At 70.2% G+C, this 24863-nt stretch carries 20 protein-coding genes; 6 read left to right on the top strand and 14 right to left on the bottom strand.

Translation table 11 applies throughout. The features are described 5' to 3' along the window. Positions 1-147 precede the first annotated feature (147 nt). From ASH02_RS17290 to ASH02_RS17275, 4 genes are all read right to left on the bottom strand, one after another. Positions 148-1005, bottom strand: a complete 858-nt coding sequence (locus tag ASH02_RS17290) for an ABC-2 transporter permease (protein WP_056684586.1) — start codon at positions 1003-1005, stop codon at positions 148-150. A 71-nt stretch (positions 1006-1076) separates the two neighbouring features. Next, entirely contained in the window at positions 1077-1970 is an 894-nt protein-coding gene (locus tag ASH02_RS17285; RefSeq protein ID WP_056684589.1) for a GNAT family N-acetyltransferase, read from the bottom strand. Between the two features lie 155 nt (positions 1971-2125). Continuing rightward, positions 2126-2731, bottom strand: coding sequence for a YceI family protein (locus tag ASH02_RS17280; RefSeq protein WP_056684592.1), 606 nt, complete (start codon positions 2729-2731; stop codon positions 2126-2128). 107 nt (positions 2732-2838) lie between these two features. Further along, positions 2839-3426 (bottom strand): hypothetical protein, encoded by a 588-nt coding sequence (locus ASH02_RS17275; RefSeq protein ID WP_057295136.1) that lies wholly within the window; start codon positions 3424-3426, stop codon positions 2839-2841. 165 nt (positions 3427-3591) lie between these two features. Here ASH02_RS17275 and ASH02_RS17270 point away from each other — a divergent pair, with 165 nt between their 5' ends. After that, positions 3592-4551, top strand: coding sequence for an alpha/beta hydrolase (locus ASH02_RS17270; RefSeq protein ID WP_056890431.1), 960 nt, complete (start codon positions 3592-3594; stop codon positions 4549-4551). A gap of 20 nt (positions 4552-4571) precedes the next feature. Here the strand turns inward: ASH02_RS17270 and ASH02_RS17265 are convergent, their stop codons facing one another. The 6 genes from ASH02_RS17265 to ASH02_RS17240 are packed head-to-tail and all read right to left on the bottom strand — an operon-like array spanning position 4572 to position 12283. Beyond that, positions 4572-5108 carry a GNAT family N-acetyltransferase gene (locus ASH02_RS17265; RefSeq protein ID WP_056890430.1) on the bottom strand — a complete coding sequence of 179 codons (537 nt, stop codon included), beginning with the start codon at positions 5106-5108 and terminating at the stop codon, positions 4572-4574. Then, a complete protein-coding gene (locus tag ASH02_RS17260; protein WP_056890429.1) occupies positions 5105-7117 on the bottom strand; it encodes a penicillin acylase family protein in 2013 nt (670 codons plus the stop codon). The genes ASH02_RS17265 and ASH02_RS17260 overlap by 4 nt, the downstream gene beginning before the upstream one ends. Before the next feature lie 49 nt (positions 7118-7166). Next, positions 7167-8960, bottom strand: a complete 1794-nt coding sequence (locus tag ASH02_RS17255) for an IucA/IucC family protein (protein ID WP_200949899.1) — start codon at positions 8958-8960, stop codon at positions 7167-7169. 49 nt (positions 8961-9009) lie between these two features. Continuing rightward, the gene (locus ASH02_RS26685) at positions 9010-9543 is read right to left on the bottom strand and encodes a GNAT family N-acetyltransferase (RefSeq protein WP_057295135.1); all 534 of its coding nucleotides are present in this window, start codon (positions 9541-9543) and stop codon (positions 9010-9012) included. Next, positions 9540-10850: a lysine N(6)-hydroxylase/L-ornithine N(5)-oxygenase family protein gene (locus ASH02_RS17245; RefSeq protein WP_057295134.1), complete on the bottom strand. Its 1311-nt coding sequence runs from the start codon at positions 10848-10850 to the stop codon at positions 9540-9542. Before ASH02_RS17245 ends, ASH02_RS26685 begins: the two co-directional genes overlap by 4 nt. Further along, positions 10847-12283: a pyridoxal phosphate-dependent decarboxylase family protein gene (locus ASH02_RS17240; RefSeq protein ID WP_057295133.1), complete on the bottom strand. Its 1437-nt coding sequence runs from the start codon at positions 12281-12283 to the stop codon at positions 10847-10849. Before ASH02_RS17240 ends, ASH02_RS17245 begins: the two co-directional genes overlap by 4 nt. A 108-nt stretch (positions 12284-12391) precedes the next feature. Between ASH02_RS17240 and ASH02_RS17235 the strand changes: the two genes are divergently transcribed. Both ASH02_RS17235 and ASH02_RS17230 read left to right on the top strand, forming a co-directional pair. Further along, on the top strand, positions 12392-13255 hold the full coding sequence (locus tag ASH02_RS17235) for an alpha/beta fold hydrolase (RefSeq protein WP_057295132.1): 864 nt from the start codon (positions 12392-12394) through the stop codon (positions 13253-13255). Between the two features lie 10 nt (positions 13256-13265). Beyond that, on the top strand, positions 13266-15047 hold the full coding sequence (locus tag ASH02_RS17230; RefSeq protein WP_082563930.1) for a DEAD/DEAH box helicase: 1782 nt from the start codon (positions 13266-13268) through the stop codon (positions 15045-15047). A 151-nt stretch (positions 15048-15198) separates the two neighbouring features. Here ASH02_RS17230 and ASH02_RS17225 read toward each other — a convergent pair whose 3' ends face one another. Genes ASH02_RS17225 through ASH02_RS17215 form a run of 3 tightly spaced genes read right to left on the bottom strand, consistent with a single transcriptional unit; the run spans position 15199 to position 18319 of the window. Continuing rightward, positions 15199-15999 (bottom strand): SDR family oxidoreductase, encoded by an 801-nt coding sequence (locus ASH02_RS17225; protein WP_200959165.1) that lies wholly within the window; start codon positions 15997-15999, stop codon positions 15199-15201. Further along, positions 15999-17675 (bottom strand): FAD-binding dehydrogenase, encoded by a 1677-nt coding sequence (locus ASH02_RS17220; RefSeq protein ID WP_057295131.1) that lies wholly within the window; start codon positions 17673-17675, stop codon positions 15999-16001. The genes ASH02_RS17225 and ASH02_RS17220 overlap by 1 nt, the downstream gene beginning before the upstream one ends. Further along, positions 17672-18319, bottom strand: a complete 648-nt coding sequence (locus tag ASH02_RS17215) for a TetR/AcrR family transcriptional regulator (RefSeq protein ID WP_056684625.1) — start codon at positions 18317-18319, stop codon at positions 17672-17674. The genes ASH02_RS17220 and ASH02_RS17215 overlap by 4 nt, the downstream gene beginning before the upstream one ends. Before the next feature lie 84 nt (positions 18320-18403). Between ASH02_RS17215 and ASH02_RS17210 the strand changes: the two genes are divergently transcribed. From ASH02_RS17210 to ASH02_RS17200, 3 genes are all read left to right on the top strand, one after another. Next, positions 18404-19060, top strand: a complete 657-nt coding sequence (locus ASH02_RS17210) for an SDR family oxidoreductase (RefSeq protein WP_056684628.1) — start codon at positions 18404-18406, stop codon at positions 19058-19060. Between the two features lie 61 nt (positions 19061-19121). Further along, entirely contained in the window at positions 19122-22988 is a 3867-nt protein-coding gene (locus ASH02_RS17205) for a Pls/PosA family non-ribosomal peptide synthetase (protein ID WP_057295130.1), read from the top strand. Next, positions 22985-24295 (top strand): M1 family metallopeptidase, encoded by a 1311-nt coding sequence (locus ASH02_RS17200; RefSeq protein ID WP_057295129.1) that lies wholly within the window; start codon positions 22985-22987, stop codon positions 24293-24295. The genes ASH02_RS17205 and ASH02_RS17200 overlap by 4 nt, the downstream gene beginning before the upstream one ends. On the opposite strand, the gene ASH02_RS17195 is transcribed toward ASH02_RS17200, so the two are convergent. Next, the gene (locus ASH02_RS17195) at positions 24261-24800 is read right to left on the bottom strand and encodes a 4'-phosphopantetheinyl transferase family protein (RefSeq protein ID WP_056684638.1); all 540 of its coding nucleotides are present in this window, start codon (positions 24798-24800) and stop codon (positions 24261-24263) included. The two genes, ASH02_RS17200 and ASH02_RS17195, sit on opposite strands and share 35 nt — an antisense overlap. Between the last annotated feature and the right edge of the window lie 63 nt (positions 24801-24863).

The raw sequence follows: 24863 nt of genomic DNA, 5'->3' as shown, positions 1-24863 counted from the left end.
ACAGCCACGCACTGTCACCGATGTGCTGATACAGAATCGTCACCGATGTCCTGCGACATAACAGATGTGGCCGCATTTCGTGTCCAAACCATGCACCTGCACGATCCGGGTCGCAGTCCAGCGAGCGAGCCGGCCCGGCCCGCGGGGCTACTCGCTGGATGAAGGTGACGGCTCGACGGCGCCGCTGGGCTCGGGCTCGTCCGAAGCGGGTGCGTCGGAGCCGCCCGAGGTGCCGGTGTCGAAACCACAGACCTTGGCCTCGTAGTCGACCTGCTTGGTCAGCCGCGACTTGCCGGCCTCGTGTGCCTCGGCGACCGTGCCTTCATAGATCTTGCCGTCCTTCGACTCGCGGTTGACCGCGGGTACGTCGGCGCAGAGGTGGAAGACCTCACCGGACTTGGTCCAGTAGACGAGGTTCTCGCCGACGACGTCCTCGACCTGGTTGGTCTCGTCGGTGTACTGCTCGACAGAAGGCGAGTCCCATTCGATCCCGAACAGGGTGGCGACGGCCATCACCGCGATGCCGATGCCGCCGGCGATCGCCTTGTCCTTCTTGTCCATCGTGTCGTTGAGGAAGATCATCACGATCAACGGCAGGAACGCGATCACCGTGATGATCGCGCCGAGCTGGTTCTGCACGAAGAACCGCACGGTGTCCTGGCGCGAGGCCGGATCGAGCCGGTTCGCCTTCTTCCACAGGAACGAGCCACCCATGGCAAGGGCGCCGATCACCACGATGAGTGCGATCAGCAGGACCATGTTGACGTCGTCCTGGCGCAGCACGTAGAAGATGCCGAACATCTCTCCGGCGATCGCGAGCACCCACAGGGTCGCGGCGATGAGCCGGAACGTCGTGGCCTTCTTGTTCGCCTCGGGCGTCGGCTTCCAGGTAGGGCCGGGGTCCTCGACGTCGCCGCCACCGCCCGAGCGGCCGGCGCCGCCCTTGGGTGCCGGGGCCTTGTCGGCGCGGACGACCTTCTTGCCGGATCGAGACTTCTCGGTCATGTGGGTTGCTCCCGGAATGCGTAGCCCTGGCAGTGACGAGGGTCAGCATCCCATGACGGACACGAAGTGGGCTACAGGTCGAGGGCGCGGTTCACCCACGTCGAGGTGACCTCCATGCCGACCTTCTCGTAGAGGCCCAGTGCCCCGGTGCGCGAGTCGGTGCTGAGCTCCGAACGGGTGGCGCCGTGTTCCCGCGCGACTGTGAACGAGTCGGAGAGCAGTGCCTGCGCCAGGCCGCGGCCGCGAAGATCCTTGCGTACGGCGAGCTTCTCGATGAAAGCGCCGTACTCGCCGTCGATCACGAACGAGACCCCGACGACCGCGTCGGCCTCGTCGGCGACGACCCGGAGGTTCCACGGCTGGAAACCCGGTCGCTCCATCACCTTGGCAGCGAAGTCCTCGAACGGATCGCGTTCCCGCACCGACCACTCGAGGAATGCGTCCTCGACGACTGTCCAGACAGCACGGGCCTCGTCGGCTCGCGCCTCGCGCAGGGTGAACCCCTCGGGCAGCGGCCTAGGCTCAATCGCCTTGCCCGGTGGGAGTTCCAGCCCCCACGACGTCCAGCGAACCCGGTAGCCGCGGGCCTCGAGCAGCCGGTCGCCCGGAGATCCCTGCGGCACCGGCATGCCCAGCAGCGGTGCACCGGCGCGGCGGGCGTGCTCCTCGAGCCACTCGGCGATGAACGTGCCGATGCCGCGGCCGTGGTACGCAGGGTCGACCGCCGCGTCGGCCCTGCTGCCGAGCGAGCGCTCGCCGTACCCGATCAGGCGGTCGCCGTCGAGGACGCCGATGGTGGAGGCGGCCAGGTCGAAGCTGGGGCGCTGCCAGTCGCTGACGATGTCGGCCTCCTCGATGGCGACCTCGCCGATGTCGGCCAGCTCCTCGGCGGCCATCAGCGCGGTCACGGCCGCTGCGTCGTCGAGGGCGAGGGGCCGAGTGGTCAGGCCTGCGAGGAGGGGCATGTCCCGATTGTCCGGTCAGGGTCGCCCGGGGCGCACCTGGTTTTCAGGGACGACGAAACCGGCCGGCCCCAAGGGGACCGGCCGGCTGGCGCATCAACAATCCATGGTTCGAGGCGCAAGAACGCACGGTTCGCGCATCAAGAAGCCACGGTTCGTCAGGCGTTCTTGATCGCGGAGACGTCGAACTTGAGCTTGACCTTCTCGGAGACGAGCACGCCGCCGGTCTCGAGCGCGGCGTTCCAGGAGAGGCCCCAGTCCTTGCGGTTGACGGCGATCTCGCCCTCGAAGCCCACGCGGACGTTGCCGAACGGGTCCTGGGCGGAGCCGGTGAACTCGAACGGAACCGTGACGGGCTTGGTGACGTCCTTGATGGTGAGGTCGCCGGTGACGGCCCAGTCGTCGCCGTCCGCCTCGACCTTGGTGGTGGTGAACGTGATGGTCGGGAAGTTCTCCACGTCGAAGAAGTCGCCGGAGGCCAGGTGGCCGTCGCGGTCGGCGACACCGGTGTCGACGCTGTTCACGGCGATGGTCAGCTCGGCCTTCGAGGCGGCCGGGTTCGCGGCGTCGATCGTCGCGGTGCCCTCGAACTCCTTGAACGCACCGCGGACGGTCGTGACCATCGCGTGGCGAGCCTGGAAGCCGATGTAGGTGTGGGAGGCGTCGATGGTGTAGTCGCCCGAGATGTCAGCGAGGGCGCTGGTGCCGGCGTCGAAGACGGGCTCGGCGGTGGCGGTGGACTTGCTGCGGCTGAAGATGCTCATTGCGGGTCTGCTCCTGAAAGTTGAGGTGTTCGTGGCATTCATTGAACTTTCAACTACAGGTTAGGCGAGGTCATTCCCGAGTTGCACCCAATGTGGCGCGTGTCACATCACTGAGCGCTCGGTCCGCTCCAGGAGGAGTCGATCGCGCGAGCCACGTCGATCGTGCGCGCCGCCCGGAGTGCCGGCTTGTCGAGCTCGCGGGCGACGTACTTCGCCACGAAGCGCTGGATCTCGCCCTCGACCCCGGCCACCCTCTGCAGCAGCGAGGCGCGCAGGCCACCGGCCTTCAGCTCGAGCTCGACCTGCTCGGCCCGAGGAGGAACTGCCTCGATGAAGATGGTGCAGCCGTCCAGCGCTCGCGCGGTCAGCTCGAGCGGTACGACGAGGTGCGCGTCGAACCGGTGCGTGTCCAGCTGCAGGTCGATGGTGAGGTGCAGGTCGACCGGAAGGTCGACGCGGTAGCCGACCAGCTCGCCGGGGCGTGGGCTGGCCGTGGGACGGCCGATACGGCCCTTGGCGTCCACCTTGGCCAATCGGCCGGGCCCGACCCCGATGGGGCCGAACTCGATGGGCTCGCCGGCGAGGACGTCGACACCGGCCAGGATCCGGTCGGCGGTGACGGCGGCAACGAAGAACTGGCGGCCGAAGTCCTCGTAGGAGACGTACTCAGGTCGCGGCTCATCGGCGTCGCTCATGCCTCTGGACAGTAGTGATCGGGGCCCGAATTGCCCACCCCTGTTGGAAAAAGTCCGAGAAATTTGAAGACTCAACTTGCTTGAAACACGTGACCTGGGCCACCCGGGCGTCGTACAGTCGCCGGACGCTTGCACGAGCAAGCGCTCGGGCGGAAGGACTGAGTCGTGATCGAGATCCATGAACGCACCAGCTGCCGGTCCGTCGCGCTCGGGACGGCCGCGAAGCTCGTCGCCCGGCCCGCACTGCGCTGGTTCCCGGTGAACGGGCCGATCGCGCCCCTGCGCCACGCTCTCGACATCGGCGCCCGCATCGCCCCGCGCCACCGCGGCACGCGCGTGGAGAAGGTCACCGGCGACGGCTGGATCGGTGAGCTGGTCACGCCCCACGACGCACAGCCCGGGACAGCGGGCCTGGTCTACTTCCACGGCGGCGCCTTCGTGTTCTGCGGGCTCGCCACCCACCGACGCATCGTCGAGCACCTGGCCCTGCGCACCGGAGTCCCGGTGCTGTCGGTCGCCTACCGCCAGCACGACAAGGCCCTTGTCGACCAGAGCATCGCCGACGGCGTCGACGCCACGAACTGGATGATCCGGCGCGGCTTCGACGCCTCATCGATGGTGCTGGCCGGTGACTCCGCCGGGGGCCACCTCGCCTTCGCCGTGGCGATCGAGGCCACCGCGCAGGGAATCAGCCTCGGCGGTGTCGTCGGCCTGTCACCGTGGCTCGAGTTCGACAACACCGAGCGGCGCAACCACGTCAACGCCCGGCGCGACCACTACATCCCGGCCCGACGCCTCGACGCGATCACCCGCCTGGTCACCGGCAAGCCGATCCTCGACCCCGCCGCGTCGCCGGTGAACCGCGACCTCGCAGGACTGCCGCCGGCGCTGATCATCTGTGCCGCCGACGAGATCCTGCGCTACGACGCGGAGCTGATGACCGAGCGACTCCAGCGGGCCGGCGTGCCGGTGACGCTGCACATCTGGAACGGCCAGGTGCACGCGTTCCCGGTGTTGGGCGACCTGCTGCCCGAGAGCAGCGAGGCGATCGACCGGGTGGCCGGCTTCGTGCGCGACACGGTCGGCGGGCGCCGGCTGCGTGCGGTCGACGACCTCGCCGTCTGACCGGCGCGGAGCCACGCGGTCTACACGCTCGGCGCGGTCCACCCCGAGCGCTCGATGAACGCGAACTGGGCCGTCTTCTGCGGCATCTCGACCTGGGGTCCGAGACGGGCGCCGATCCGCGGCATCAGGCTCACCGAGGCGTTGTTGCGGGCATCGGGCTCCAGCACGATGCGCTGCACCCCGGGATCGCTGAAGACCCACCCGGGCAGGTGCGTGAACATCGCCTCCGAGAACCCGTCGGGTCGTTTCCCCGGGCCCATCAGCAGGTGCACGCCGACGTCGCCGGGCCGTCGGTCGTAGAACTCACCGATCTCGTCGACCGCCGGGTCGTAGGTCTGGAACAGCGCCCAGGGCTCGTCGTCCCAGCAGACGAGGTACGCCGCCAGGTGCGGCTGCTCCTGGATGTAGGTGTAGATGTCGATGACCTCGTCGAGCGGCCGCTCGAGCATGCCCCAGAACCTGGCCCGTTCCTCGGTGACCCAGCCGTGGAGCAGGGCACCGTCGGACTCGGGGTGCACCGGGCGGAGGGCGAGGCGGGCGTTCAGCGTGATCGTCACGAGTGCTCCTTGCGAAGGGTGTCCCAGTCGGTGGTGACCCGGAGAAGCGTCCCGTCGCGCCAGGCTTCGAACTGGTCGACCTGGTGCGGGTCTCCGGGGATGCCCGAGGCGCCGAGCGGGACGGCCCACCGGCTGTGGTCGCGGTCGGCGAGGTCCCAGACGTAGCGGGCGACGGGCCCCCGCACCGAGGTGTCGGTGCCGGGCAGCCAGCCCATTGCCGCGACGCACTCGGCGTCGCCGGGGAGCGGCTCGCCGGCCACCGGCACGACGTCGTCGTCCAGCCCGAACTGGGCCAGTCCGGTCAACGGCCCGAAGCCGTGGCGCTCGCCCCACGCCCGCGGGGTGGCGGTGGCGGACTCCTCGACGGCGGCCCGCACGAGTGCCGGCAGGTCGATGCCGATTCCCTCACCGTGGGCCAGCAGCTTGGTCAGGGACTGGCCGACGCGTCCGGGCAACCACAGCCACGGCACGTACATGTCGCCGTACACCGTGGCATCGGTCAGCCCGGCCAACGCCGGGTGGGCGCTGACAGCCAGCACGATCCGCTCGCGGACGTCGTTGAAGGCCGCTGCTCCGGCGCTGTCGACGGCCATCGCGAGATCCCAGGACCCCAGTGTGCGTTGAAGATCAGCGGCTTCCGGCGACAGGTCGGTGAGTGCGGCGACCGCGGCGAGGAGCGCGTCGCCACCGAGCTGGCGGACGTCGGTGAGTGGCTCGATCGCGCGTTCGGCAGACCAGGACTCCTCGGCGTCGAGGCGCGTGCCGATGCGGTCCGCGCGCCAGGACTCGGCGAAGTGACTGCTGATCGCGTCGTACGCCGGGGTGGTCCGCTCGTTCGCAGTGACCACGCGACCGTCGTTCCCGGGATCGACGACGGGCAGGTCGTCCACCCAGCCGGACCATGCGTGCCGGCCGTCGGAGGCCGGCACGATGCCGAACCGGTTGGCAAGGTCCCGCTGCGGCACCCGGCCGGCCACCCGGTGGCGTACGACGCCCGCGGAGTCGGCGATCACCCAGTTGTTGACCGGTTCGACCCAGTGCTCCAGGGCGGACTCGACGTCGGCGACCGTCTGGGAGCGCAGCAGGGGGAGCAGGGCACCGAAGCCCAGGTCGCCCAGCGCCCACGAGGCGGTGCGCAACGAGAGCGCGTCGGACTCGAAGACGATCGGTCCGCGCTCGGTGACCACGATCTCGACCGGCTCGGGCTCGTCGTCGAGGATGTCGAGGAACTCCTCGCGCACCTCGACCGGCTCCCAGCCGTCGGGGCCGAGTGCCACCAACCGGCCGTCGTGCACCTCGAGCTGCTCGGCGTACAGGTCCTGGTAGTCGGCCATCGCGTTGGTCAGGCCCCACGCCACCGAGCCGGCGTGGCCGAAGTGCTGGATGCCGGGCACGCCCGGGAAGCAGAAGCCGACCACGTCGAAGTCGGGACAGGCGAGGTGGGTCTGGAGGTAGACGTTGGGTGCCTCGAAGACCCGGTGCGGGTCGCCGGCGACGAGCGGAAGGCCGGTCGTGGTGCGGTCACCGGCCAGCGCGTAGGCGTTGCTGCCGGCCACCGTCGGCGGCTCCACCGAGAGGGCCCGCACCCCCGCCGGCCCGAGCGTGGTGGACACCCTGTGGCGCCAGAGCTTGGACGGGTAGGCGCCGAACTGGAGCTGCTGGACGAGGAAGACGCCGAGCGGCGTCCAGGGCATCCAGCGCCGGTCACGGAAGGCGACGTTGATGCCGTCGGTGAAGGCGACGAGGAAGTCGCGGGTCTCGTCGTCGACCGCGTCGTAGCCGCGCTGTGCGAGGTCATCGATGCCGGCCCGCCGGGAGAAGCGGTCCCACTCGAGTCCGGCCCGGCCGAGGTGGGCGGCCGTTCGCCCCTCGCTGCGGAGTCGTTCGAGCTCGAGCTGGCCGGCCCGGGCGGTGGCCATCTCGTGTCCCTGGGCGAAGGCGAGCTCCTCGAGCGAGTCGGCCCGGATGTGCGGGATGCCGTGTGCGTCGTGGATGACCTCGGAGCTCATTCGGTGTCCCTGTTCAAAGCGGAACGGAGTGAGCATTTGAATGGGGTGGTCATTCCGCAACCGTTGCAGGAGCGGCCGGGTTCGCCAACTCCCCGGCGAACAGCAGGGAACCTGCCTGATCGGTCAGGTCGACCATCTGCAGCGTGTTGCGCAACTGCAGGCGGTTGAGGCAGCTGTGCCGGAACGTCGGACGCAGCAGGTCGTGCTTCGCCGCCCCGTCGGCCAGCTCCGGGTGGTCGGTCAGGTGCCGCTCGATGCAGGCCCGCACCTCGCTCCAGAAGTCGGCGGCCGGCAGGACGCCGTCCTCGTCGAGGATTGCGGCCAGGTGGCGGAAGAAGCCGTCGAAGACGTCGGTGTGGATCGCCAGGGACTGTTCGTCGGCCGGCACCGCCGCGCGGATCCGCTCGACCTCCTCGGGCAGGGGCAGGTCGCCCATCACGGCGACCTCCTCGCCGATGTCCTTCATGAACATCCGCACCGGCACGTGCTCCTCGATCACCATCACGAGGTTCTCCCCGTGCGGCATGAACGCGAGGTCGTAGCGCAGCAGGCAGTGCACCAGCGGCCGCAGGTAGGCGTCGAGGTAGCTGCGCAGCCATTGCACCGGCGCGACCCCGGACTCCACGATCATCGCGGCGGCCAGCGAGGAGCCCTTGGCGTCACGGTGCAGCAGCGACGCCATCGTGGCCAGTCGTTCCCCGGTGCGCAGCTGCGGCAGCGGGCTCTCACGCCAGAGTGCGGCGATCATCTTCTGGTACGGCGACGTGAAGCCGAGGTGGTGGAACGCGTCACCGGTGTAGCCGATCGCGGCGCACTCGCGCAGCACGCCGAAGCCACGGGCCCGCAGCTCGTCGTCGGCGGCGACCAGGTCGTGCACCCAGTCGTTGATCGCCGGGGTGACCCGCATGTACTTCGGCGAGAGCCCGCGCAGGAAGCCCATGTTCTGGATCGCGAGTGCGGTCTTCACGTAGTGCCGCTGCGGGTTGCTGGTGTTGAAGAACGTGCGGATCGACTGCTGCGCCCGGAAGGTGTCCGGCGCCTCGCCGAGGAGCACGATGTCGCGGCGGGCCACGTCGGGGGCGAACGTGATCGCCACCCGGTTGACCCACTGCCACGGGTGCAGCGGGAGGTAGAGGTAGTCGTGCGCGTCGAGCCCGAGGTCGGCCAGGGTCGCCTCGAAGCCGGCCAGCGTCTCCGCGCCCAGCTCGTCGCGGTAGAGCGACTCCTCGGTCAGGCCACTGCCCAGGGACAGCGCCGCCTTGTCGCGGCGTACGGCGACCCACAGCAGGCGCACCTCGTTGCCGGTCTCGGGGGCGTAGGCCGCGAAGTCGTCGCCGCCGTAGCCGATCCGGCCGTTGTTGGCCACGAACGCCGGGTGGCCCTCGGTCATCGCGGCCTCGAGGGCCTGGTAGTCGGCGTGCACCAGGTCGTCGGCCGACGCCGTGGAGTTTCCGAGCTTCCACATCGAGGAGGCCAGCGTCGAGGCGAGCTCCTCGAGATAGGTCGGCAGCAGTGCATCGGGAATGCCCAGCAGGGGTGCGAACTCGACGAGGAACTGCTGGACGTCGACGGGGCGCTGTGTGTCGTCGACGGGGCGCTGTGTGTCGTCGACGGTGCGCTCGAGCGAGTCACGGTCGAGTACCCAGTGCTCGAGCTGGTGGCGGCGCGCGGTGAAGGTGTAGCGGGCCGAGCCGTCGGGGGAGACCAGCTCCCAGGCGTGGCCGTCGGCGACGGGGGCGAGCAGGCGCTCGTGGGAGAACTCGGCGATCGCCTTGCAGACAAGGGAGATCTGGGCGGTCGCGAGCAGATCGGGTTGCAGGTGCGTCACGTCGTGGCTTCTCATGCGGGGTCCCTGTTCGAGGCAGAACGAAGTGAGCATTCGAATGGGGTGCTCATGCCGGCACCCCCAGTGCAGAGTCGAGGAACGCCGCCCGGGTGCAGAACGACAGCGCGGCGGTCTTGTGGCCCAGGTCGACGTGGCGCTCGACGACGAAGCCCGCGGCGGCATTGAGTGCGGCGATCTTCTCGTTGCGGGCGTCGGGCTCGACCACCACCCGGCGTACGGCGGGATCGGCGAAGCAGAACTCCATCACCGCGCGGAACACCTCGGTGGTGAAGCCGGGGCGGTACGTCGAGGGCGGTGCCACCAGCACGTGCATGCCGAGGTCGCCCTCCTCGATCTCGGGCAGCCCGGACAGGGGACCGTGCTGCGGCTCGTAGGTCTCGGTCAGGAACTGCGGGGTGCCGTCGGCCCGACCCAGCCACGCGTGGTGGTGCGGATTCGCGCGGATCGCGTCGTACTCGCGGGCCACGTCCAGGGCGGTGGCGCCCTGCATCTCCCAGTAGAGCGAGCGCGGGTGGGTCACCCACGCATGCAGCAGGCCGAGATCGCGGTCGACGACGACGGGTTCCAGGGTGATTCTCACGGTGCGCTCCTGAGGTGGTCGGGGACGCCGAACTCCTGGAAGGCGATCCGCTTCTCGATGGGGTAGGCCTCGCGGCCGAGCATCGCGGCGATCAGCCTGGAGTTGCGGTAGGCGCCCATGCCGAGGTCGGGGGCCACGAAGCCGTGGGTGTGCTCCTCGGCGTTCTGGACGTAGATCTCGTTGCCGGCCACGTCGATCGCGTAGTTGGCGTCGGCGAGGAAGCGGCCGTGGTCGTCCCACCGGATCCGGTCGCGGATCGGGGAGAGGAACTCCGGCACCTCGCGGTTGTAGCCCGTCGCGAAGACGACGCCCCGGGTCTCCAGCGCGAAGTGCTCGTCCTCCTCGACGTGGTGCAGCTCGAGCCGGACGCGGCCGTCCACCGTGGACGCGGCGGTCACCGCCGTGTTGGTGACCAGCGTGGTCTCGGTGCCGCCGTGCACCTGGCGCCGGTAGAGCTCGTCGTAGATGTGGTTCACCAGCTCTGTGCTGATCCCCTTGTAGAGCGAGCGCTGCCCGCGCAGGAGCTCCTCCCGGGTCTCGCCCGGCAGGCCCTGGAAGTACGACGTGTACTCCGGCGAGGTCAGCTCGAGGGTGAGCTTGGTGTACTCCATCGGGAAGAACCGCGGCGACCTGGTCACCCAGGTCAGCGTGTAGCCGCGCTCGTCGATGCCGGCCAGCAGGTCGGCGTACACCTCGGCGGCGCTCTGCCCGCTGCCGACGACGGTGATCGACTCGAGCTCCTGGAGCTCGGCCTTGCGCCGCAGGTAGTCCGCCGAGTGACACGTGACCCCCGCTGGTTGAGGAAGGCGCTCTGCGCCTGCCTCGGGACCAAGCACCCCGCGCGCCACCTCGGGGACGTAGGGCTGCGTGCCGGTGCCGAGCACCAGCCGCCTCGCCTCGTGCTGCTCGCCGGAGCCGGTGGTCACGACGTACGCCGACCCGTCGTGCTCGATGCGAGTGACCGGTGAGTCGAAGCGCACCGAGTCGAGCCGGGAGGCGGCCCAGGCGCAGTAGTCGCTGTACTCCTGGCGCAGCGGGAAGAACGACTCGCGGATGTAGAACGGGTAGAGCCGGCCGATCTCCTTGAGGTGGTTCAGGAACGAGAACCGCGAGGTGGGGTCGGCCATCGTGACCAGGTCGGCCAGGAACGGCACCTGGAGGGTGGCGTCCTCGAGCATCATGCCGGGGTGCCATGCGAACTCGGACCGGGCCTCGAGGAAGAGCCCGTCGAGCTCGTCGATCGGGTCGGTCAGGCAGGCCAGGCCGAGGTTGAACGGCCCGAGGCCGACGGCGACGAAGTCCTTCATCGGGCGGCTCCCGTCAGGATCTCGGCCCCGGTCACGCGCACCCGGTCGACGATGTCGAGGATGTTGCGCGAGGTGGCCATCGGGTTGAGCAGGGTGAACTTGAGCCACACCTCGCCGTCGACCTTGGTCGAGGCGACCATCGCGCGGCCGCTGTCGAAGAGCGCCGCCCGGATGCGGGTGTTGACCTCGTCGGTCGTCGCCGGGTCCGCCCCCCGTGGGCGGTAGCGGAACACCAGCGTGCTCAGCGTCGGCTCGGCCGCGAGCTCGATGTCGGGGCACTGCACCATCGCGTCGTGCACCTCGGCCGCGAGGTCGATGACGGTGTCGAAGTAGTCGCCGATCAGGTCGGGGCCCATGATCCGCAGGGTCAGCCAGAGCTTGAGCGCGTCGAAGCGACGCGTGGTCTGCATGCTCTTGTCGACCTGGTTGGGGTGGGCCGCGTCCTTCGGGTTCAGGTAGTCGGCGTACCAGGTGATGTGGCGCAGCGTGGCCGTGTCGCGCACGATCAGCGCGCTCGCGGAGACCGGCTGGAACCACGTCTTGTGGTAGTCGACGGTCACCGAGTCGGCGCGCTCGATGCCCGAGAGCAGGTGCCTGCGCCGAGGTGAGGCCAGCAGCCCGCCGCCGTACGCCGCATCGACGTGGAACCAGGTCGCGTAGGTGTGGCAGAGGTCGGCGACCCGGTCGAGGGGGTCGATGGCACCGAAGTCCGTCGTGCCGGCGGTGGCGACGACGGCCATCGGGACGTTGCCGTCGGCGAGGCACCGGTCGAGGGCCCCGCGGAGCAGGTCGGGGCGCATGCGGTGGCGCTCGTCGACGGGGATGCAGACCACGGCGTCGTCGCCCAGGCCCAGCAGGCGGGCGGCCTTCTGGACGCTGAAGTGCCCGTCGGCGGAGGCGAAGATGCGCAGCCGGTCGAGGCCCCGGTGCTCGACCCGGCCGCGGGCCAGGTGGAGTGCCTGGAGGTTCGTCTGGGTTCCGCCGCTGGTGAAGATGCCGTCAGCGGTGGTCTCGGGGAAGCCGATGCGGGCCGCGGTCCAGTCGATGAGGTGCCGCTCGATGAACGTGCCGCCGACGCTCTGGTCGTAGGTGTCGAGCGAGGAGTTCACCGACGACACGTAGAGCTCGGCCAGCAGTGCGGGGATCACGACGGGACAGTTCAGGTGAGCGGCGTAGCTCGGCTCGTGGAACCACACGGCGTCGTCGAGGTAGAGGCGGGACATCTCCTCGAGGGCGGCGGTCGTGTCGCCCAGCGGGGTGTCGAGGTCGACGTCGGCGACCAGCTTGGCGGCAAGTTCGGGGGCGGTGCCGTTCGACGGCCCGTCGACCTCGGCCAGCTGGCGGCCCAGGTGGGCGACGCCGCTCAGCACGGTGGTCGCCCAGGCGTCGGCATTGGCCGGATGGAACAGGTGGTGCGCGGAGGGATGGGACACCGCGAACTCCTTCCGAGATTAAGGTAAGGCTTACCTTAGTAAACAGCCGACGGTGCTTGTCGAGAGGGGGGTGGTGTGACCTGCGTCGCTCCCACGCATACTGGGGGTATGCAACGCGTGACCACCTACAGCAATGCCGGGCTCACCTTCGACGTCATCGACGAGGGGCCGGTCGACGGGCCCGTCGCCGTGTTGCTGCACGGCTTCCCGCAGCGCGCAGCGTCGTGGAACGAGGTGGCCATACGCCTGCACGGGCGCGGCATCCGCACGGTCGCGCCCGACCAGCGTGGCTACTCACCACGGGCCAGGCCGCGCCGGCGGACGGCGTACCGCATGGAGAACCTGGTCTCCGACACCGCGGCCCTGATCCGCACGCTCGACGTCGGGCCGGTGCACCTGGTCGGCCACGACTGGGGTGCCGCGGTGGCCTGGCCGACCGCGGCCGCGCACCCCGAGCTGGTGCGCAGCCTCACGGCGGTCTCGGTCACGCACCCGGCCGCGTTCATGCGTTCGATGGTCGGCAGCCAGGTGCTGCGCTCCTGGTACATGGGCTTCTTCCAGCTGCCGTGGGTCCCCGAGCGCGTGCTCGGCGAGGACGTCGGTGCCCGCCTGGCGCTGGGGCGGGCCGGCATGACTCCCGAGATGGTCGAGACGTTCCGCACCGACATCGTGGAGTACGGCGCCCTGCGCGGCGGGCTGAACTGGTACCGCGCGCTCCCGTTCACCCATCCACGCATGGCGCGCGGCCGCGTGGTGGCTCCGACCACCCAGGTGTGGAGCGACGGCGACGTCGCGCTGGGCCGCCGCGGAGTCGAGCTCGCCGAGCGCCATGTCGACGGCCCGTTCGAGCTCCAGGTGCTGACCGGCGTGAGCCACTGGATCCCCGACGAGGCGCCCGACGTGCTCGCCGAGATCGTGTGTGAGCGGATCGACTCCGCCGAAAATAAGGGGTTCCAGCCGCGCGGGCACTAGGTTGGACCCCATGACTGACCCTGAAATCGATGCTGTTCCGACCTTCGATGAACTCGGGCTCGATGAACGGGTGCTCAAGGCACTGAAGAAGATCGGCTACGAGTCGCCTTCTCCCATCCAGGCCGCCACCATCCCACCGCTGCTCGAGGGACGCCACGTCGTCGGCCTCGCGCAGACCGGAACCGGCAAGACCGCCGCCTTCGCGCTGCCGATCCTCTCCCAGCTCGACCTCAAGCAGAAGACCCCGCAGGCGCTGGTGCTCGCGCCCACGCGTGAGCTCGCGCTCCAGGTCTCCGAGGCGTTCGAGAAGTACGCCTCCCACATGAACGGCGTCCACGTCCTGCCCGTCTACGGCGGCCAGGGGTACGGCGTCCAGCTCTCGGCGCTGCGTCGCGGCGTCCACGTCGTCGTCGGTACGCCGGGTCGCATCATGGACCACCTGGAGAAGGGCACCCTCGACCTCTCCGAGCTGCGCTTCCTGGTGCTCGACGAGGCCGACGAGATGCTCAAGATGGGCTTCGCCGAGGACGTCGAGACGATCCTGGCCGACACCCCTGACTCGAAGCACGTCGCGCTGTTCTCCGCGACGATGCCGCCGCAGATCCGCCGCATCGCGAAGAAGTACCTCAACGACGCCGCCGAGATCACGGTCAAGAACAAGACCACCACCGCCGCGAACATCACCCAGCGCTACATGACGGTGTCCTACCCGCAGAAGATCGACGCGCTGACCCGCATCCTCGAGGTCGAGAACTTCGAGGCGATGATCATCTTCGCCCGCACCAAGTCCGCCACCGAGGAGCTCGCCGAGAAGCTGCGGGCCCGTGGCTTCTCCGCGATCGCGATCAACGGTGACGTCGCCCAGAACCAGCGTGAGCGCACGATCAACCAGCTGCGCCAGGGCAAGCTCGACATCCTGGTCGCCACCGACGTCGCGGCCCGTGGCCTCGACGTCGAGCGGATCAGCCACGTCGTGAACTTCGACATCCCGACCGACACCGAGTCCTACGTGCACCGCATCGGCCGCACCGGGCGCGCCGGCCGCAGCGGTGACGCGATCTCGTTCATCACTCCGCGCGAGCGCTACCTGCTCAAGGCGATCGAGAAGGCCACCCGCCAGTCGCTGACCCAGATGCAGCTGCCGACGGTCGACGACATCAACACCACGCGCCTGGCCCGCTTCGACGACTCGATCACCGAGGCGCTCAACTCCGACCGGGTCGAGTTCTTCCGCGACGTGGTCAACCACTACGTCCGCGAGCACGACGTGCCCGAGGCCGACGTGGCCGCCGCGCTGGCGGTCGTACTCCAGGGCAAGACGCCCCTGCTGATGGAGCCCGAGCCGGCCCAGACCTTCACGCGCTCCGACCGCTCCGACCGTTCCGACCGTGGCTCCCGAGACGACCGCGGCCCCCGCCGCGAGCGTCCCGACCGCCCGTCGCGAGGTCGCAGCGACGTGCCGATGGCGCCGTACCGCATCTCCGTCGGCAAGCGCCACAAGGTCGAGCCGCGCCAGATCGTCGGCGCGCTGGCCAACGAGGGCGGCCTGGGTCGCGGCGACTTCGGCAAGATCGACATCCGTCCCGACCACTCGATCGTCGAGCTGCCGGTCGACCTGCCCAGCGATGCGTGGGACAAGCTGCGCGGCACCCGCATCTCCGGCAAGCTGATCGAGCTGAGCAAGGCCGACGGCGAAGAGATCAGCCGCACACCCCACAACAAGTACGACGGCGGCGCCAGTGACCGTGGCCCGAAGAAGTTCGAGAAGAAGCCCCGCCACAAGAAGTACTGACCCGCGCGAACCGTGGATTCTTGTGCCGCGAACCGTGGGTTCTTGCGGTGCTGAGCAGCGGCACTCCGTTGTGATGGAGGAGCAAGAGGCTCCCGCCGTGAGTGCACGGAATCTGTCGGGTTCCCCCGCAGGCTCGACATGAATCGTGCACTCAGTGGCGGATGCCGAACTTCCTCGCCGTGATCGTCTCGACCAGCCCGCGGGGCGCGACTCGGCGCAGCGCGAAGACCAGGGGTGCGTTGCTGCCGCGGGCGTAGAGCGACCTCGGCTTCTCGGCCTCGATCGCCTCACACACGGTCGCGGCGACGTCGTCGGCACTCACGCCGCCCGCCTCGAGCTCGTCGAGTCGCGCGATCACGGTGTCGCACTCCGCCTTGTACGGGGAGTCGTCGGCGACGTACTTCGTGCGGCGCTGGCTGATGCCGGTGTTGATCGACCCGGGCTCGACCGTGGTCAGCCACACGCCGTACGGCGCCAGCTCCTCGCGTGCGGCCGTGGCGAACGCCCGGATCGCGGCCTTGGTGGCGGCGTACGACGACCGGTAGGGCAGGGGGAAGCTGGCGATCATCGAACCGATCATCACCACCCGTCCGTAGCCACGCTCGCGCATGCCGGGCAGGAGCGACTGGGTCAGCTGCACGGGGCCGAGCACGTTGAGCTGGAAGAGCCGGTCGAGGGCGTCGACCGGCAGCTCCTCCAGCGGACCGGACTGCGACTCCCCGGCGTTGTTGACCAGCACGTCGACCGGGCCTGCTGCCTGCGCGCAGGCCACGATGGACGCGCGATCCTCGAGGTCGAGCGCCAGCCATTCGACCCCCTCGACGAGTTGGTCGTCGCGCAGCGACTTCGGATTGCGACTGGTGCCGATCACCCGGAACCCCTTGCCCAGCAAGGCGATTGCGGTGGCCCGACCGATTCCGGAGGAGGCGCCGGTGACGAGGGCGGTGCGCATCAGAGGGCCTTCGCCAGGGCCAGGCCCGCGGCGCGACCCGAGAAGATGCAGCCCCCGAGGAAGGTGCCCTCGAGTGCGTTGTAGCCGTGCACGCCGCCACCGCCGAACCCGGCGACCTCGCCTGCGGCGAAGAGCCCGGGGATCGGCGACCCGTCGCCGCCGATGACCCGCGAGTCGAGGTCGGTCTGGATGCCGCCGAGGGTCTTGCGGGAGAGGATGTTGAGGCGCACCGCGATCAGCGGACCGTTGTCGGCGTCGAGGATGCGGTGCGGTGAGGCCACCCGGATCAGCTTGTCGGTACGCGACAGGCGGGCGTTGCGGATCGCCATCAGCTGCAGGTCCTTGGAGAAGGCGTTGTCGAGCTGGCGGTCGCGCTCGACGATCTGCTTCTCGACGTGGGCCGCGTCGAGCACCGCGCCGTCCCGGCCGAGCTCGTTCATGCCGGCCACCAGCTCGCCGATCGTGTCGGCTACGACGAAGTCCTCGCCGTGCTCCTTGAACTTCTCGACCGGGCCGGGTGCGCCCTTGGCCAGACGGGACTGGAGCATGAACTTCAGGTCGCGGCGGGTGATGTCGGGGTTCTGCTCGGAGCCGGAGAGGGCGAACTCCTTCTCGATGATCTTCTGGGTCAGCACGAACCACGAGTAGTCGTGGCCGGTGGCCAGGATCGCCTTCATCGTGCCGATCGAGTCGAAGCCCGGGAAGTTCGGCGAGGGCAGCCGGTCGCCCAGCGCGTCGAACCACATCGACGACGGTCCGGGGATGATCCGGATGGCGTGGTCGGGCCAGATCGGGTCCCAGTTGTGGATGCCCTCGGTGTAGGCCCACATGCGGTCGGAGTTGACCAGGTTGGCGCCGGCGGCCTCCGAGATCGCGAGCATGCGGCCGTCGACATGGGCAGGCACCCCGGCGATCATGTGCTTGGGCACGGGACCGAGCCGGTCGACCGGCCAGTTCGCCCGCATCAGGTCGAAGTTGTGGCCGATGCCGCCGGAGGTGACGACCACGGCGCCCGCGCGCAGTTCGAAGTCGCCGACCACCTCACGGGAGGACTTCACGCCGCGCTCGGCGTCGCTGTCCTCCAGCACGGAACCGCGTACGCCGACCACGGCGCCGGCGTCCACGACCAGCTCGTCGACCTGGTGACGGAACGCGAACCGCACGAGACCCTGCGCCTCGCCGTCGAGCACCGGCTTCTCGAAGATCTCCACGACCGCCGGCCCGGTTCCCCACGAGAGGTGGAACCGCGGCACGGAGTTGCCGTGACCGCTCGCCGAGCCCGAGCCGCGCTCGGCCCAGCCGACGAACGGCAGGAACTTCAGGCCGAGGCCCCGCACGTAGTCGCGCTTGCCGCCGGCAGCCCACGCGACGTACGCCTCGGCCCACTGGCGGCCCCAGACGTCCTGGTCGTCGAGGCGGTCGAAGCCGGCCGAGCCGAGCCAGTCCTGCATGGCGAGCTCGGGGGAGTCCTTGATGCCCATGCGGCGCTGCTCGGGGCTGTCGACGAAGAAGAGCCCGCCGAGCGACCAGAACGCCTGCCCGCCCAGGTTGTTGCGGTTCTCCTGCTCGACGACCAGCACGCGTTTGCCGGCCTTGACCAGTTCGTGGGTGGCGACGAGCCCGGCCAGGCCGGCGCCGACCACGATCACGTCGGGGCGGAAGTCGTCGTCGGTCATGGGGTCTCCTCGGGTGGGGTGTGGGTGACGTCGGTGTCGGCCTCGACGGTGTGTGCCGTGACCAGGAGGACAAAGAGGTCTGTACGGCGCTGCAGGACGGCAGCGTTGTCGGGTTCGATCAGGCACTGCACGGAGGTGCCGTCGTGCACGGCGACCAGGGCCGGGCCGAGTGCTGCCGGATCGATGACGCGTCGTCCGACCCGGGCCAGGAGTGCTTCGAGCGTCGGCATGAGGCCCGCCTCGATGCGTTCCTCGCGTTGCGCCATCACGCGCCGCAGCGCCGGGTTGCGCAGTGCGTGCGCGGTGAACTCGGCGGTCACGCGGTACCACTCGTCGTCCAGCGGAACCGCCGAGAGCACGTGCTCGACGGCCTCACGCAGCGACGTGACGGGCGGCGGCTCCTGGGTCAGGAACGCCGCGAGGTCGGACTGCATCTCCTCAGACCGCTGCTCCCAGATGGCCAGGAAGAGCTCGTCGAGCGAGGTGAAGTTGGAGTAGAACGCGCCGCGGGTGAACCCCGCCTGCTCGCAGACCTGCTCGACGGTCGACCGGCCGAACCCCTCGCGGGCGAAGACCACGAGGGCGGCGTCGAGCAGGCGTTGCCGGGTCTGCTGGCGGCGTCGCGTCGGTGCCGGAGTGCTCACGATACGAAAATGTATCCGATACAGCTCTGTATCGGAAGGGCTGAAGTGCCGTGAACCACGGGCGCCCGCCACTACCCTGTCGGGGTGACCCTTCCTGTCCTGTTCATCCTCGGTGCCGGGCCCGGCCTGGGCCGCGCGGTGGCGCACCGGTTCCACAACGACGGCTACAAGATCGTGCTTGCCGCGCGCTCCGAGCACCGCCTCGGCCAGCTGGCCGACGACCTGCGAGGGGCGGGCACGAAGGTGGACACGGTGGCGGTCGACCTCACCGACGAGAAGGCCGTACGCCGGGCAGTCGACGAGGTGGGTCGCAGGCACGGCCACATCGACGTGCTGCACTTCAACCCGAGCACCTTCCGCCAGAAGGACCCGCTCGCCCTGACCGTCGACGAGCTCCTGGACGACCTCCGCCTCGGCGTTGCGCCGTTGCTGCCCGCCGTGCAGGCCGCGCGGCCCTACCTGCGCAGCGGGGCCCGCGTGGTCGTCACCGGCAGTGCCGCCGCCGACAAGCCGTGGAACCAGGCCGCGTCGCTCGGCGTGCAGAAGGCCGCCCTGCGCAATCTGGTGATCAGCCTCGACACCACCCTCGAGCCCGACGGAATCCGTGCGGTCAACGTGCAGGTCGACGGAGTGCTGGCCCAGTCGGGCACCTTCGGTCCGGGCAACGTGGCGACGGCGATCCATGCGGCCGTCGTACGCCGGGACGCGGAGTGGACGCCCCTCGTGCACTACCCCGGCTGACCTCGTGAGGCGCTGAGGGCAGAGACACCTTCCGTTCACCTTGGTGCCACACACTCCGCGCGTGAACCCCGCTCCAACGACGCTCCTGCCTGCCCTCCTGGCCGGCGACCGGGCGCCACGACCGCGCACCTTGGTCGACATCTTCCGCACCACGGTCGAGGAGTGCCCTGACGCACTCGCCGTCGACAGCGGCATCGAGACCCTGACGTACGCCGAGCTCGCCGAGGCCGCCCACGACCTGGCCGACCGGCTGGCCGCGCTGGGCGTGGGGCGTGGCGACAAGGTCGGCGTACGCATCAAGTCCGGGACCACCGACCTCTACGTGGCGATCATCGGCATCCTGGTCGCCGGCGCGGCCTACGTGCCGGTCGACGCCGACGACCCCGACGAGAGGGCCCGCGTGGTCTTCGAGGAGTCGGCGGCTGCCGCGGTGATCGGCAACGACCTGGTGATCGCCGCGACCGTCGACCGAGACCCGCGCGAACGCGACGCGCCGGGCCACGACGACGACGCGTGGGTGATCTTCACCTCCGGCTCCACCGGCAGGCCCAAGGGCGTGGCGGTCACCCACCGCAACGCCGCGGCCTTCGTCGACGCCGAGTCGAACATGTTCCTGGTCGACGAACCGATCGGGCCCGACGACCGGGTGATGGCCGGCCTCTCGGTCGCCTTCGACGCCAGCTGCGAGGAGATGTGGCTGGCCTGGGCGTACGGCGGCTGCCTGGTCCCCGCACCACGCTCCCTGGTGCGCTCCGGTGTCGACGTCGGGCCCTGGCTGGTCGCCAACGACATCACCATCGTCTCGACGGTGCCGACGCTGGTGGCGCTGTGGCCCGCAGCGGCCCTCGACAAGGTCCGCCTGCTGATCATGGGCGGCGAGGCCTGCCCGCCCGAGCTGGCCGCGAGGCTCCAGCGTGAGGGCCGCGAGGTGTGGAACACCTACGGCCCGACCGAGGCCACCGTGGTCGCCTGTGGTGCCCTGCTCGACGGCTCCGACCCGGTGCGCATCGGTCTGCCCCTCGACGGCTGGGACCTCGCCGTCGTCGACGCGGAGGGCCACCCGGTCGGCGAGGGCGAGTCCGGCGAGCTGATCATCGGCGGCGTCGGGCTGGCCCGCTACCTCGACCCGGAGAAGGACGCCGAGAAGTACGCACCGATGCCGACGCTCGGCTGGGAGCGCGCCTACCGCTCGGGCGACGTCGTGCGCAATGACCCGGCCGGCCTGGTCTTCGCCGGTCGCGCCGACGACCAGATCAAGCTGGGCGGTCGACGCATCGAGCTCGGTGAGATCGACGACCAGATGCTCCGCGTCCCCGGCGTGCTCTCGGCCGCGGCCGCCGTACGCTCCACGAAGTCGGGCAACAAGCTGCTCGTCGGCTACCTCACCGTCGACGCGGGCTACGACGCCGACCGGGCCAAGGAGCTCCTGCGCCACCGGATGCCGGCCGCGCTGGTGCCGAGGCTGGCGGTCGTCGAGGAGCTCCCCACGAGGACGTCGGGCAAGGTCGACCGCGACGCCTTGCCGTGGCCGCTGCCGAAGGTGCCCGCCTCGACCGTGGCGCTGAGCGGCACCAGCGCGTGGATCGCCGAGATCTGGGCCGAGGTGCTGGGCGCCGACGTGACCTCGCAGAAGGACGACTTCTTCGACTTCGGCGGCGGCTCGCTGACCGCGGCCCAGGTCGTCAGCCGGCTGCGCGAGAAGCACCCGGAGGTGGCGGTCGGAGACGTCTACGCCAACCCCTCGGTCGGCACGCTGGCCGCGACGCTCGACGAGATGGGCGGCTCCACCGTCCTCTCGGACCGCAAGGTGCAGCCGATCCGGCGCAAGACGCAGGTCGGCCAGCTCCTCGCGCTGCTGCCGCTCCGCGCCCTGGCCGCACATAAGTGGCTGGCCTGGCTGATGCTCGGCTCCACGCTCGGCGCGGCGATCACCGACCTCGAGTGGCTGGTCTCGTTCCCGCTGTGGCTGCTGGTGCTGACCACCTGGTTCTTCCTCGTGCCGCCGGGCCGGATGACCGTGGCCGCCCTGCTCGCCCGCTTCCTCCTGCGCGACCTCGAGCCCGGCACCTATCCGCGCGGCGGCAAGATGCACCTGCGGCTCTGGTTGGCCGAGAAGATCCAGGAGGAGCTCGGTGCCGCCGGACTCTCCGGCGCACCCTGGTTCCCCTACTACGCGCGGCTCCTGGGCGCCCGGCTCGGCAAGGGCGTCGACCTGCACACGCTGCCACCGGTCACCGGGCTGCTCGAGGTCGGCAACGACGCCGCGATCGAGCTCGAGGTCGACCTGGCCGGCCACTGGATCGACGGCGACGTGGTGCACGTCGGTGCCGTCGCGATCGGCGCCCGGGCCCGCATCGGCGCCCGCAGCACGCTCGCGCCCGGTTCCCGGGTCGGCAAGGACGCCGAGGTCGCCCCCGGGTCCCATGTCGTCGGCGAGGTTCCTGACGGAGAGTTCTGGTCGGGCTCCCCGGCCGAGCGGCAGGCCCGCGCCCGCGGCCCGTGGTCGAACACCGCACCGCCCCGGTCCTCGCGCTGGATCGGGGTCTACGGCGCGGTCGCCTGGCTGGTCGCCGTACTGCCGGCCGTCTCGATCGGCGTCGGTGCGTCGGTGCTGCTGCCGGCGCTCGACGGAACCGACAGCCTCGGCGAGGCCCTGCTGGCCGCGCTGCCGTGGCTGCCACTCGCGGCGTTCACGGCGTACGCCGTCCTCATGCTTCTCGTCGTGGGTCTGACCCGCCTGTTCGCGTTGGCCGTCGAACCCGGCCACCACCCGGTGCGTTCGCTGGCCGGCGTCTCGATCTGGGGCACCGTGCGCCTGCTCGACGAGGCCCGCGACTGGCTGTTCCCGGTCTACTCCAGTGCGATCACCCCGATCTGGTTGCGCCTGCTCGGCGCCCGCATCGGCCACGGCGTCGAGGCCTCGACCGTGCTGCTGATCCCCAGCCTCGTGCACGTCAACGACCACGCCTTCCTGGCCGACGACACCCTGATCGGCTCCTACGAGCTGGGCGGCGGCTGGATCCGCGTCGAGCGGGTCAAGGTCGGCAAGCGCGCGTTCGTCGGCAACTCCGGCATGCTCGCGCCCGGCCGCAAGGTGCCCAAGCAGTCGCTGGTCGCCGTGCTCTCGGCGGCACCGGGGCGTGGTGTGGCCAAGGCCGGCTCGTCGTGGATGGGCAGCCCGCCGCGGAAGCTGCGGCGTACGACCGGGGAGCGGGACAGCAGCCGCACCTACGACCCGCCGACCCGCCTGCACGTGCTGCGCGGGCTCGTCGAGACCGGCCGCGTGGTGCCGATGTTCCTCGGCGTCCTGCTGCACCTGGGCATCGGCGCAACCCTGTTGTGGGCGCTCGGCCAGGGCGGCTACCTGCTGGCGCTGGTGCTCGGCGGCTTCGTGATGGTCGCCGGCAGCCTGGTCGCGGCAGCCGTGACCGTGGCCGCCAAGTGGCTGATCGTCGGACGGCACCGCCGGGGCGAGCACGCGCTGTGGACCTCGTTCGTGTGGCGCAACGAGCTGGCCGACACCTTCACCGAGGTGCTGGCCGCGCCGTGGTTCGCCCGGGTCACCTCCGGCACCGTCGCGTTGAACGTGTGGTTGCGCAGCCTGGGTGCCGAGATCGGACCCGGCGCCTGGTGCGAGTCCTACTGGCTGCCCGAGACCGACCTGGTCCGCCTGGACGCGGGCGCGACGGTCAACCGCGGGTGCGTCGTGCAGACCCACCTCTTCCACGACCGGGTGCTCAGCATGGACACCGTGGTGCTGGGGGCAGGGGCCACCCTCGGGCCGAACAGCGTGATCCTGCCGGCCGCGTCGATCGGTCGCCACGCGACCGTCGGCCCCGTGTCGTTGGTGATGCGCGGCGAGGGCGTACCCTCGCGGACGCGCTGGATCGGGAACCCGATCGGGCCCTGGGAGGAAGAGGACGCGTGAGGCGAGGCGGCACCGACAGTTATGTTCCCGGGCACGGTGACGCGTCGTACGACGTGGAGCACTACGGGCTGGCGCTGGGCTACAAGCTGATCGGCAACCGGATCGACGGCGACGCCACCCTGCGCTGCCGGGCGCGGGCGAACCTCGAGTTCCTCGAGCTCGACCTGCACGCGCTGCGTCCGGCGAAGGTCTTCCTCAACGGCAGGTCGGCCTCCTTCACCCACCGCAACCAGCGCATCCACGTCAAGCTGGGCACGACGATCCCGGCCGGCGAGGTCTTCGACCTGCGCGTGAAGTACGCCGGCAGCCCGAGGCCGGTGCCCTCGAGGGTGCTCGGCACGTCGGGGTGGGAGGAGCTGGACGACGGCGTGATCGTCGCCGCGCAGCCGCACGGTGCGCCGTCGTGGTTCCCCTGCAACGACCGCCCCGACAACAAGGCGACCTACTCGATCGCGGTCTCGGCGCCCTCCGACTACTACGTGGCCGTCTCCGGCGAGCTGGTGTCGTCCCGTCGCAGTGGCAGCGCGACCACCTGGCTCTACGAGCAGCAGTCGCCGATGCCGACGTACCTCGCGACGGTGCAGATCGGCCGCTACGAGGTGGTCGAGCTCGAGGCCGACGTACCCCTGCGGGTGATCGGCCCGGCCGACCGCGACGAGGACGCATTCGCTGCGGGATTCGGCCGCCAGCCGGAGATGCTGGCGTTCTTCGTGAAGCTGTTCGGCGACTACCCGTTCGCCTCCTACACGGCGGTGATCACCGACGACGACCTCGAGATTCCCCTGGAGTCACAAGGGCTCTCGACGTTCGGACGCAACTTTGTCAGCGACGACTGGGACGCCGTCCGGCTGGTCGCGCACGAGCTCTCGCACCAGTGGTTCGGCAACGCGGTGACGCTGACCAAGTGGAAGGACATCTGGCTGCACGAGGGCTTCGCCTGCTACGCGGAGTGGCTGTGGTCGGAGGAGTCCGGGTCGAAGAGTGCCGACGAGCGCGCCGCGATCCACCATGCGCGGGTCGCCGACGACGACGGCCCCGACCTGCTGCTGGGCGACCCGGGCGCGGAGCTGATGTTCGACGACCGCGTCTACAAGCGTGGGGCGCTTACCCTGCACGCGTTGCGGGCCGAGGTGGGCGACGAGACGTTCTTCGCGATCCTGCGCGGCTGGGTCGCCGAACACACCGGCGGCAACGTGACCACCGAGCAGTTCATCGCGCACGCGGCGGGGGTCGCCGACCGCGACCTCACGGAGCTCTTCGACGCCTGGTTGTTCAGCGTCGAGCTGCCGGAGCTGCCGAAGCTCTGACCCCGGGTCGGACCGGCAGCACGACGACCGCGGCCACCGAGCCGACGGGCGCGTCCAGCTCGCGCACGTCGTGATCGGCCAGGCGCACCGACGTCATCGCCACGTCGAGTCCGGTGCCGCGCGCCTTGAGGATGGCCTCCTTCGCGGCCCAGGCCCATGTGGCCTCGACGCCGGGCGGGTCGTCCGGATGCAGCACGAGGCCCGGGTCCCAACGCGCCTCGACATCGGCGACCACCTCGATGTCGACGCCGACGGGACTCGTCGCCACCGCTGTGACCAGGTGGTCACCGGCGCGCGACAGGCTGACGTGAGCGCCGGTGGCCCACGGCCGCCCGTGCGCGTCCGAGCCGCAGCGCGGGCACAGTCGACCGACGCGGACGCCGCCCGCGTCGACTCCGAGAAGGGCGGCGACGTGCCGGGCGAGCGCCTCGTCGGCGTCCCCGGTGCGGGGGTGCCAGGCGATGTCGGCGACCCCGTCGCCCGGGAGTCCGCCGGAAGAACTCATGGCGTGAACCCTATGCGTGCCCTTAGTGTGACGTGGGCCACATGTGGGGATCGACAAAGGAGT

The organism is Nocardioides sp. Soil796 (assembly GCF_001429525.1).
Lineage (GTDB): Bacteria > Actinomycetota > Actinomycetes > Propionibacteriales > Nocardioidaceae > Nocardioides.
This window is presented reverse-complemented; position numbering and strand designations above follow the sequence as displayed.